We start from the raw sequence: 10,208 nt of genomic DNA, 5'->3' as shown, positions 1-10,208 counted from the left end.
GCTCGGCCGCGCAGCGAGAAGCCCTGCTGAATGAACTGGTCGGCGCCCACCCGCAGCGCATGTTGCGGGAGATGAGCGAGTTTCTGGATCGTTACACCGAGCATCAGCCACTGCTGCTGATCACCGAAGACCTGCACTGGGGCGATCCCTCCACCCTGCAGCTTGTCGACTATCTCGCCCGCCGGCGCAGCCACAGCCGCCTGATGTGGCTTGGCAGTTTCCGCCTGACCGAGATCATCGCCCAGGATCATCCTCTCAACGAGCTCAGACACGAGCTGCGCCCGCAGGGCTTGTGCGAAGAGATCCTGCTCGACGCCTTCTCCGAGCGGGATGTGGCGACCTATGTCTGCACGCGGCTGCCGACGCTGGCCGCCGAGGACAGATTCGTGAAGGCCCTGCATGAACGCACGAGTGGCGTGCCCCTGTTCGTGGCATCCCTCGCCAACGAGGTCCTCGCCCNNCACGGCGGCCGCCGTGTTTGGCATGACACTGCGTCTCGACATGCTGTCACGGGTGCTGGACAGCGATCCTGTGCAGGTGGCGGAGCTCTGTGATCGGCTGGCACGGGAGCGGCTCTGGCTGACGGAAGTCACATCGAGCGAACCCGCACTCGGGGTGATGCCCTCCTTCGTGTTCCACCACCAGCTGTTCCGTCAGCGCCTTTATGACGGCTTGCCCGGCGCGGTGCGCGCCGCCTGGCACGGCAAGATAGGGGCCCTGCTCCAGCAGGACGGGAGCGCAACGGCCGCCGAACTGGCGATGCATTTCGATCGGGGCCGTGAGCCCATGAAGGCGCTTGGCTATTATGCCGAGGCGGCCCGGGCGGCCTTGCTCCATCTCAGCCCCGTCGAGTGCATCGGGTTGACCGAGCGGGCGCTTTTTCTGATCGATCAGATGCCGGAGAGTGCCCAGCGCCATGCGCTCGAGATCACCCTGGCCACGCTGCGCGGCTGCGCCGCCTTCCACACCCTGGGGGCCGGGGACGACACCCGCGCGGCCTACCAGCGTGCGACCAGGCGCCTCGTCGAGGTGCCATCGCATCCCATGGCCGGCCTGGCACTGCACGGTTTTGGCCTGCTGCTCGATTTTCGGGCCGAGTATGACGAGGCGCTGGCCATAGCCGCACGGGCGCAAGCCCTCGCCACCGAGAGGGCGGATCCCCTGCTGACGCTGGCAGCCTGCACCATACAGGGGCATGCGCTCATGATGCAGGGCCATCATCTGGCGGCCAGGGAGGTACTGGAGCTGGCGTTGCCGGCCCTCGAGCAGGCGACGGCGACGACAGAGCACAATTTCATCGGGTTCATCGCCGATCCCCAGGCGACTGTGCTCGCCTTGCTGAGTCTCTCCCTCGCCCAGCTGGGGCTGTTCCATCAGGCGCGCGAACGCCTCCGGCAGGCTTATGCCCGCTCCCGCCACCTTGCCCAGCCGATGGCGCTGATGTTTACCCTCTGGTGCGATGCGCTCTGTGCCATCCGGCATGGCGACGTGGCGCGAGTCGCGGCGCTGGCCGGAGAGATGGCGACCCTCGTCGACCGCTTCTCCCTTGCCCAGGGTAAGGCGGCCTGCCGCTGGTTCCAGGGGTGGGCAGAGAGCCATTGCGGCAGCCCCCTGGAAGGAGGCCGCCAGATCTGCCTGGCTTACGAAGAGAACCGGGCGCTCGGGATGCTGTCAGGGAGCAGCGAAACCCTGGGCTATGCCGCCGAGGCCCTGGTCCTCCAGCAGGAGTGGGAAGGAGCCCAGGCGACGCTGGCGCAGGCGCTGGCGTTCGTGCACAGCCACGGGGAGCGCATCGTCCTGCCGCAATTATTGCTGCTTCGCGCGGCCACAGAGCAGGCCAGGGGCGACGTGACGGCCGCGGCAACCTCGGCACGCCATGCACGCGCCGAGGCCATGGCCCAAGCCGCGCCATGGCTCGAGGTCATGGCATTGACCGCCCTTTGCGACCAGGGTGCTGCGACGTCAGAAGAGAGGGCGGCGCTCGCCGGATGGGAAGAGCGACTCGCCGCGCAGGGAGAGCCCGCCCCCCTTGTCAGGACGGTGCGCCCCCTTGCAAACGGCAAGGCGGCTCAATAAGCGCCCCTCCCGACCGAATCCCCACCTCTCCCTGACCACATGCCCATTCGTCGTTCTTATACTCGATTGCGACAGGTAATGAGCGTGATCCGGCCACTGGCCCGCGTCCTGGTGTGAGAAGGGGGATCCTCTGGCCCCCGCCTCGCCAACACCCTCGACAGGGCCTGGCGATCCCCGTCATTCAGACCCAGCCATGGACACAGGGGGATTGAACGGCAGGCCAGGAGCCCCTTGTACCTGACGCCGCCATCGGTCGCATTCACGCGTTTCCGGCGACCTCTTGCCTCCATTTACGTGATACCGGTGCCCCCATGGATATCTGTGATTGCCGTCAGTCAGGCCGTTGCAAGGATAGATTCGCCTCAGGCAGGCCCCTGCCAGAGTCGATCATCGACGAGCTCTGCTCGCTGGCCTGCCTTGGCCAGCCATCACAGCGCCGCCTGCCCTGGCATGTCATGGTGGCCTCCTCGCAGGATGCGAAGCGGCGCATCAATGCGGTGGTCAGCGGGGCGCTCCCCTTCGCCCCCTGCCAGCTCCACAAGGCGTCCCATATCGTGGTGCTGTGCGCCAGAACAGGGCAGAGGCGGGCCGCCGATGATGGGGCGTTGCCGACGGCCGTCCCCGGGCACCATGCCGAATATCCGGCAGCCCCCCGGGAGCACGCGACAGAGCAGGCAGCCCTCGCCGGCGCCTCTCACCCGATCTACATGGCCCTGGGCGCACTCTTGCTGGGAGCGGCGACCCTGAACCTGGCCACTTGCACCGTGGATGATTTTGATGCTGACTGGCTGGATGCCGAGCTGGGGCTGGCCGAACGGGGATGGCGCAGCGTCGTGATGGTGGGTCTGGGCCAGCATGCCGCTAGCGATATCGAGCCGCCCTCTCTCCCCCTGCCGACGGAGCTCTTCATGACGCGACTGTGAACAGATCGCCACCCAATTCCGACCTTTTATCCACCACTTCGCCCTCGTACTCCCGTAATCTTCTGCGGCAAGCCCGAATATTGATGGATGCTGCCCATGATCCTCAGATCCGATCCCCAATACCCCCTCCATCGCATGTACGTCGTCAAGCTGGACCGGGACGCCACGCCAGATGCGCTCCATGGGCGCCTTGAAAACCTCGTCTCCGGCACGCAGCGCCACTTCGCATCGGCGCAGGAGCTGCACGGCCTGATGGAGCGGGATCTCGAGCGCGAGGACGCCCCCGGGCAGAGTCCTGACCCCATTCCCTGACGGCCACCCGCTCCCACCCATTTCCGACCAAAGTCCGACCCCTTCCTGACCATGGCCGCGGCCCGGCTTGCTAGTCTGCCTACCCGATCCCGTCCACCCCATGATGCGAGTTATACGATGTCTCCAGCACCTGCCATCTCCCGGGCCCCGCGCCCGCGAAGGATGCGCGTCATCCCAGCCCTGGTCTCCTCTGCCCTGGCGCTTGCCTCGGCTGGCTGCACCACGCCCCAACTAGACTCCACCCTGGATCTCCCCGCCAGCTTCGCCACCTCGCGGGAGGCGGCCGAGCCGGACGTGCAGTGGTGGGAGAGCTACGGCGATCCTGTGCTCAGCGAGCTGATCGTCCAGGCGGCCCACGCAAACCGCGACATCCGCATCGCCGCCCAGCGCGTGCGCGCCGCCCGGGCGGGAGAGACAGTCAGCCGCTCCGTCCTCCTGCCCAACCTGGGGGTGACGGGCAGTGCCGGCCACAGCGACAACGGCTATGACAGTGGCGCGCGGCAGGCCGCCCCCGAGACGAGCAGTCTCTCCGCGGGCCTGAGCGTCTCGTGGGAAGTGGATCTCATCGGCCGTCTGCGGGCCGGCGCGGCCGCCGCCGCGGCAGAGGCCGAGGCCAGCGAGGCGCAGGCACGCGGCGTGCGTCTGCTGGTGCTGACGGATGTGGCCAGCAACTATTTCACCCTGGTCGGCGCACAGCGCCAGCTGGAGACGGTACACGCCATCTCGGAGGCCCAGAACGAGACCTTGCGTCTGGTGACGGCGCGCCAGCAGGTCGGGTTGGCCTCCCCCTTCGATGTCGAACGGGCGCGCACCGATGCCGCCCAGGCACGGGCGGCCATGCCGCGACTCGCCACCCTGATCGCCGTCTCGCGCCATCGTCTCGCCGTGCTGATCGGCGCCCAGCCGGCGACCGCCAGGATCACCCCTTCCCAGGCCGTCATCAAGACCCCGCCGGTACGCCCCGGACAACCGGCCAGCCTGCTGGAGCGTCGCCCGGACCTGCTGGCGCTGCGTGCCCAGCTGGCAGCCTCGAACTGGCGTCGCCAGCAGGCAAAAACGCAGTGGTTCCCCCGCCTGTTCGTCAGCGCCCTGTTCGGTCGCGAGGATCTGGATGTGAACGGCATGGCGCTCGGATCGGCCCGCTTTGGCAACCTCGCCGGCCTGATGACGATGCCGCTGCTGGACTGGGGCCGAACCAGCGCCGTCAACGAGATCGCCGAGAGCGCCCAGTCCGAGGCGCTGCTGCGCTACGAGGATGGCATCGTCCGTGCGCTCGAGGATGTGGAGAACAGCCTGGTCGCCCTGCGCGACGAGCGTGAGCGGGCAGACGTGCTGCAAGGGGCCGCACGGTCGGCGCAAATGGCCCTCAAGCACGCCGAGTCCCTCTATCAGCGGGGACAGATCGATCTGTTGCCGCTGCTCGATGCCCAGCGCGCACGCCTGACCGTGCAGCTCGGCGCCAATGACAGCCAGACCCAGGCCCTGCTCGACAGTGTGACGCTGTTCAAGGCGCTGGGCGGTGGCTGGCAGGCCTTCGAGCCGGCGACAACCCATACCCCCGAGACAGCCGTATCCAAGCGCATCACCCCCCCCCCTTTATCCACTAACGAGGAATCGTCGTGAAATCCTTCGTCGCCGCGGCCAGTGCCGCCACCCTTACTGCCTTGCTGTGTGCCTGCTCCGAGCCCGCCCCCTCCACGGGCGCACTCAGACCGGTGAACACCATGGCGCTTCATTACGACAGCCTGCGCGACAGCCAGCGCTATTTTGCCTCGGTCGCCTCCCGCTACGAGGTCGAACAGGCCTTTCGCATTGGCGGCAAGGTGCTGGTGCGCAAGGTCGATGTCGGCCAGGTCGTGAAAGAGGGCGATGTGCTCGCCATCCTGGATGATGCGGACTACCTGCTCGCCGAAGAGGCCGCCCGCCAGCGTCTGGCGGCGGCCAAGGCGGCCGCCTGGCAGGCCGAATCGGATTGGCAGCGCCTCAGTGAGCTGAAGAAGAACGGCTCCGTCAGCGCCTCCCACGAGGAGCAGGCACACAGCACCCTGCTCACCGCCAGGGCGGCGGCACAGGCGGAGGCCCGCCAGTTCGAGCTGGCCCGCAACCAGGTCAATTACACCCAGCTGCGGGCCCCCATCAGCGGCGTGGTGACGGCGCTGCGCATGGAAACAGGCCAGGTGGTGGCGGCGGGTCAGCCCGTCATCACCCTCGCCAACGAGGGCAAGCCGGAAATCGTGGCGGATATTCCCGAGAACCGGCTGGCCGAGTTCAAGGCCGCACGCTACAAGGCCGCGCTGGCCACGGCGCCGGAGCGCTATTTTGCGGTCGAGCTGCGCGAGCTCTCGGCCCAGGCCTCGGCGCAGACCCGCACCTACCGTGCCCGCCTCAAGCCGGTCGAGCCCAGAGCACTGCCGCTGGGGGCGACCGCCACCCTGATCGCCGAGCGCACCGATGAGGGCACCCGCGTCGCCACCCTCCCCGCCACGGCCCTGACCCAGGAGCAGGGGGTGCCGGCCGTGTGGACGGTGCAACAGGACGGCAAGGGCAATACGGGCACCGTCAAGCTGGTCAAGGTCGCCATCCAGGGCTATCGCAGCGACGAGGTGCTCGTCTCCGGTCCCGCCGAGGGCGCCCTCGTCGTCACCGCCGGGGTGCAGAAGATGGCGCTAGGGCTGAGAGTCGCCCTGCCCGCCGCCGCATCCGCATCCCGCTCTGAACGTGAGGAAGTGACCCCATGAAATCGTTCAATCTCACCGAATGGGCGCTGAGCCACCGCGCCGTGGTGCTGTTCCTGATCCTGCTGGTGACGGTGGCGGGGACCCTGGGCTTTGGCAGGCTGGGTCAGCTGGAGGACCCCAACTTCTCGGTGCCCTCCATGACCGCCATGGTGGTCTGGCCCGGCGCCACGGCGCAGCAGCTCCAGGATGAAGTGCTCAACCGCATGGAGAAGAAGTTCGAGCAGCTCGATCACTTCGAGAAGGTCAAGACCTTCGCCCGCCAGGGGTTCGGCGGCATGCTGATCACCGTCAAGGGGGGCACCTCCAAGGCGGATCAGCAGGAGGCCTGGTATCAGGCGCGCAAGAAGTTCAGCGATCTCGAGCTCGAGCTGCCCGAAGGCGTCGTGGGCCCCATATTCAACGACGAATTTGGCGACGTCTACGGCCTGATGTACGCCATCAAGGGGGACGGGGTCAGCCTCGCGGATCTCGCCGATCAGGCGGAGATCATCAAGCGCCGCCTGCTCAAGGTGCCCATGGTCAAGAAGGTGGATCTGCTCGGCAAGCAGGCGGAAAGAGTCTACATCGAGTTCTCCCACGAGCGCCTGGCGGCGCTGGGCATCCAGCCCGTGCAGATCATGACGGCCCTGAAGAGCCAGAATGCCGTCCTGCCGGCAGGCTCCCTCGACACCGCCTCCGACCGCATCTATGTGCGGATCAGCGGCCAGTTCCGCAGTCTCGACGACATCCGCAACCTGCCCATTGCCGCAGGCGGGCGCGTCATCAAGCTCGGCGACTTCACCACGGTGCGCCGCGGCTATGAGGATCCCCAGACCTACAGCATCCGCCACAACGGCCAGCAGGTGCTGATGCTGGGCATTTCCATGACCAATGACGGCAACATAGTCCAGCTGGGCGAGGCGCTTGAGACCGTCATCGCACAGATCCAGAACGAGCTGCCCTACGGGGTCGAGCTCGAGCAGGTCGCCGATCAGCCCACCACGGTCAAGGAGGCGGTCTGGGACTTCGAGCGCTCCCTGGTGGAGGCCCTGGTGATCGTCGTCATCGTGAGCCTGCTGAGCCTGGGCTGGCGCACCGGCATCGTGGTCGCCCTGTCGGTGCCCCTGGTGCTGTGCATGGTCGCCATCTTCATGCTGGGGACCGGCTGGAATCTGGAGCGAATCTCCCTCGGGTCGCTCATCATCGCCCTGGGCCTGCTGGTGGACGACGCCATCATCGCCCTCGAGATGATGGTGGTGAAGATGGAGGCGGGCTGGGACAAGGTCAAGGCCGCCGCCTACTCCTACAAGGCGACCGCCATGCCCCGCCTGTCCGGTGCCCTGATCACCGCCGCCGCCTTCATGCCGGTGGGCTTCTCCCAGTCCACCACGGGTGAGTACGCCGGCGGCATCTTCTGGATCGTCGGCGTGGCGGTGGTCTTCTCCTGGCTCTGCTCGGGCCTCTTCACCCCCTACCTTGCCGTCAAGATGCTGCCCGCCCAGCTCGGCCATCACCATGGCGAGGGGAACCCCTATGACACCAAGGGCTACCGCCGGCTGCGCGGCTGGATCCAGCAGGCCATCGCGCGCCGCTGGCTGGTCATCGGCATCACCTTCGGGGCCCTGGTGCTGGCCGTGCTGGCGGTCAGGCTGGTGCCGCAGCAGTTCTTCCCCAACAGCACGCGGCCCGAGCTCATCGTCGAGCTGCGGGTCAAGGAGGGGGCCTCGTTCGCCGCGACCACAGAGCAGGTAACACGCCTGGAGCAGCTGCTGGCCAAGGACGAGGACGTGCGCTTCTACACCGCCTACACGGGCGCCGGCGCACCGCGCTTCTACCTCTCCCTGGATCCCGAGCTGCCCAACCCGGGCTATGCCCAGTTCGTGGTGATGACCAAGGATCTGGAGGCCCGCGAGCGCGTGCGTTCGCGCCTGATGGCCATGGCCGGCGACCAGTTTCCCCAGGCCTGGGTGCGTGTCACCCGCCTCGAGCTCGGCCCGCCGGTGGGCTTCCCGATCCAGTACCGCATCGTCGGCGCCGACACTCAGGTGGTGCGCGCCATCGCCCGCAGGGTCGAGCACCTGGTGGCGAGCAATCCCCAGGTGCGCGACGTCCAGCTCGACTGGAACGATCCGGTGCGCGCTCTGAATGTGGCGCTCGATCAGGAGAAGGTGCGCGCCCTGGGGCTCTCCCCCGCCGAGGTGGCGATGGCGACCCAGTCCCTGATGCAGGGGGTGACCCTGACCCAGTTGCGCGACGGCGAGGAGCTGGTCGACGTGGTCGCCCGCGCCATTCCCTCGGAGCGACTGGATGTGGAGACCCTGAAGGACATCAACCTCTACACGAGCCAGGGCACTGTGGTGCCCCTGTCGCAGATTGCGACCGTGCGCCATGAGCTGGAAGAGCCTGTGCTGTGGCGGCGCAACCGCGACATGGCGATCACGGTGCGGGCCGACGTGGTGGACGGTGCCCAGGCGGTCTCCGTGACCCAGGCCATCACCCCCCTGCTCAAGGAGCTGGAGGCGACCCTGCCGTCCGGTTACCGGATTGACGTCGGCGGTGCGGTCGAGGAGAGCAACAAGGCCAACGAGGCGCTGATCGCCGTGGCCCCCGTGATGCTGATCACCATCTTGCTGATCCTGATGCTGCAGTTGCAGAGCTTCTCCCTGATGGCCATGGTGCTCTTGACCGCGCCCCTCGGGATGATCGGCGTGGTGGCCGCCCTGCTGGTGTTCCAGGCTCCCCTGGGCTTCGTCGCCATCCTGGGCGTCATCGCCCTGTGCGGCATGATCATGCGCAACTCGGTGATCCTGATCGACCAGATCCAGATAGAGACGGCCGGTGGCCGGGATCCCTGGAGCGCCGTGGTCGAAGCCGCCGTGATGCGGGCCCGCCCGGTGATGCTGACGGCGGCGGCCACCGTGCTGGCCATGATCCCCCTGACACGCAGCGTCTTCTGGGGCCCCATGGCCATCGCCATCATGGGCGGGCTGACCATCGCCACCCTGCTGACCATCTTCTTCGTGCCCTCCCTCTATGCGGCCTGGTTCCGGATCGCCCCGGTCAAGGAGACCGGGTCCACCCTGGCGCAGGCCTCTGGCGCAGAGGAGCGGGCATAGTGAACAAGGGACGCACTGCGCTGATGTTGACGGGGTTGCTGCTGAGCGGCGCCAGCCAGGCCGGGGATGGCACCCTGACCCTCACGGTGGAGAACGACGTCTTTACCGGCTCAGACAACAACTACACCAATGGCGTGGGGATAGCCTGGGTCTCTGAGGCCATCGCTCGGGAGGACGATGACCCCCTAGGTCAATGGACCCGCTTCTGGGCATTCCTGCCGTTCGTGGCCGATGAGGGCTACACCAACTATGCCTCCTGGGCCCTGGCCCAGGAGATCAACACCCCGGACGACATCGGGGAGCCCCATCCCGATGTCGACGATCAGCCCTACTCAGGGGTGCTGGTGGTCGACAGCACCCTCTATGCCCGCAGGTGGGACTGGAACCACGCCTGGCAGCTCAGGCTGGGGGTGGTGGGGCCCGCCTCCCAGGCCGATGACACCCAGCGGGAGTTCCATCGTCTGATCGGGGCCGACAAGCCGCAAGGCTGGGATACCCAGTTGCCGAACGAACCCGTCGTCAACCTCAACTACACGGTGGCCCACCTCGCGGCGGCCGGACACACGGCGGCCGAGCTGGAGTGGCGCCTGGTACCCCTGGCCACCGCCGGGGTTGGCAACTATTTCACCGGGGCCGGGGTCGGCCTCTATGGCGAAATAGGCTGGGATCTGGTGGATGCCCTGGGGGTCACCGCCCTGCGCTCCGGCCTCAATGCCGCCTCCACGGTCGGCATTGCACCGCAGAACCGCTGGTCGGTCTCGCTCTTTGGCGGGGGCGGCGCCTACGGGGTCGTCCACTACCTGCCCCTCGACGGCACCCTGTTTCGCACCAGCCACGCCGTCGATACCGAGCCCGTCATCGGCATGGGCTCCTTCGGCTTCTGCCTGCGGCGCGGCAAGTTGACCCTGGGGTTCGCCCGCACCTTTTTCACCGAGACCTTCGACACCCAGCGAGAGCAGACCGACTTTGGCACCCTGAGCCTGTCATGGGTGCTGTGATCGCCATCCCCCTGGGCGCGTTCGCCGGCAGCCAGCGTCCGGGCCGAGGTTGCCCTCGCGCCAGAT

At 67.4% G+C, this 10,208-nt stretch carries 8 protein-coding genes; all 8 read left to right on the top strand.

Annotated elements, in window-relative coordinates:
* Positions 1-59: 59 nt before the first annotated feature.
* Positions 60-554 (top strand): hypothetical protein, encoded by a 495-nt coding sequence (locus BN1132_RS19185; protein WP_459348703.1) that lies wholly within the window; start codon positions 60-62, stop codon positions 552-554.
* The gene (locus tag BN1132_RS10885; RefSeq protein WP_157005407.1) at positions 484-2,076 is read left to right on the top strand and encodes an ATP-binding protein; all 1,593 of its coding nucleotides are present in this window, start codon (positions 484-486) and stop codon (positions 2,074-2,076) included. Before BN1132_RS19185 ends, BN1132_RS10885 begins: the two co-directional genes overlap by 71 nt.
* A 311-nt stretch (positions 2,077-2,387) precedes the next feature.
* Complete coding sequence (locus BN1132_RS19180; RefSeq protein WP_084202823.1) at positions 2,388-2,999, top strand: nitroreductase family protein; 612 nt, start codon at positions 2,388-2,390, stop codon at positions 2,997-2,999.
* A 96-nt stretch (positions 3,000-3,095) separates the two neighbouring features.
* The gene (locus tag BN1132_RS10875) at positions 3,096-3,311 is read left to right on the top strand and encodes a hypothetical protein (protein ID WP_042077501.1); all 216 of its coding nucleotides are present in this window, start codon (positions 3,096-3,098) and stop codon (positions 3,309-3,311) included.
* A 162-nt stretch (positions 3,312-3,473) separates the two neighbouring features.
* On the top strand, positions 3,474-4,934 hold the full coding sequence (locus BN1132_RS10870; RefSeq protein WP_209428963.1) for an efflux transporter outer membrane subunit: 1,461 nt from the start codon (positions 3,474-3,476) through the stop codon (positions 4,932-4,934).
* Positions 4,931-6,049, top strand: a complete 1,119-nt coding sequence (locus BN1132_RS10865; RefSeq protein ID WP_042077497.1) for an efflux RND transporter periplasmic adaptor subunit — start codon at positions 4,931-4,933, stop codon at positions 6,047-6,049. Before BN1132_RS10870 ends, BN1132_RS10865 begins: the two co-directional genes overlap by 4 nt.
* Complete coding sequence (locus BN1132_RS10860) at positions 6,046-9,144, top strand: efflux RND transporter permease subunit (RefSeq protein WP_042077495.1); 3,099 nt, start codon at positions 6,046-6,048, stop codon at positions 9,142-9,144. The genes BN1132_RS10865 and BN1132_RS10860 overlap by 4 nt, the downstream gene beginning before the upstream one ends.
* A complete protein-coding gene (locus BN1132_RS10855; RefSeq protein ID WP_042077494.1) occupies positions 9,144-10,142 on the top strand; it encodes a lipid A deacylase LpxR family protein in 999 nt (332 codons plus the stop codon). The genes BN1132_RS10860 and BN1132_RS10855 overlap by 1 nt, the downstream gene beginning before the upstream one ends.
* Positions 10,143-10,208 lie beyond the last annotated feature (66 nt).

This window comes from Aeromonas sanarellii, from assembly GCF_000820085.1.
GTDB classification, from domain to species: domain Bacteria; phylum Pseudomonadota; class Gammaproteobacteria; order Enterobacterales; family Aeromonadaceae; genus Aeromonas; species Aeromonas sanarellii.
The sequence above is the reverse complement of the archived record's forward strand: the minus strand, read 5'-3'. Positions and strand labels throughout refer to the sequence as shown.

Coding starts and splice junctions, on each gene's coding strand:
- BN1132_RS10885 (WP_157005407.1), top strand. CDS start 484: ATGACACTGCGTCTCGACATGCTGTCACGGGTGCTGGACAGCGATCCT.
- BN1132_RS19180 (WP_084202823.1), top strand. CDS start 2,388: ATGGATATCTGTGATTGCCGTCAGTCAGGCCGTTGCAAGGATAGATTC.
- BN1132_RS10875 (WP_042077501.1), top strand. CDS start 3,096: ATGATCCTCAGATCCGATCCCCAATACCCCCTCCATCGCATGTACGTC.
- BN1132_RS10870 (WP_209428963.1), top strand. CDS start 3,474: ATGCGCGTCATCCCAGCCCTGGTCTCCTCTGCCCTGGCGCTTGCCTCG.
- BN1132_RS10860 (WP_042077495.1), top strand. CDS start 6,046: ATGAAATCGTTCAATCTCACCGAATGGGCGCTGAGCCACCGCGCCGTG.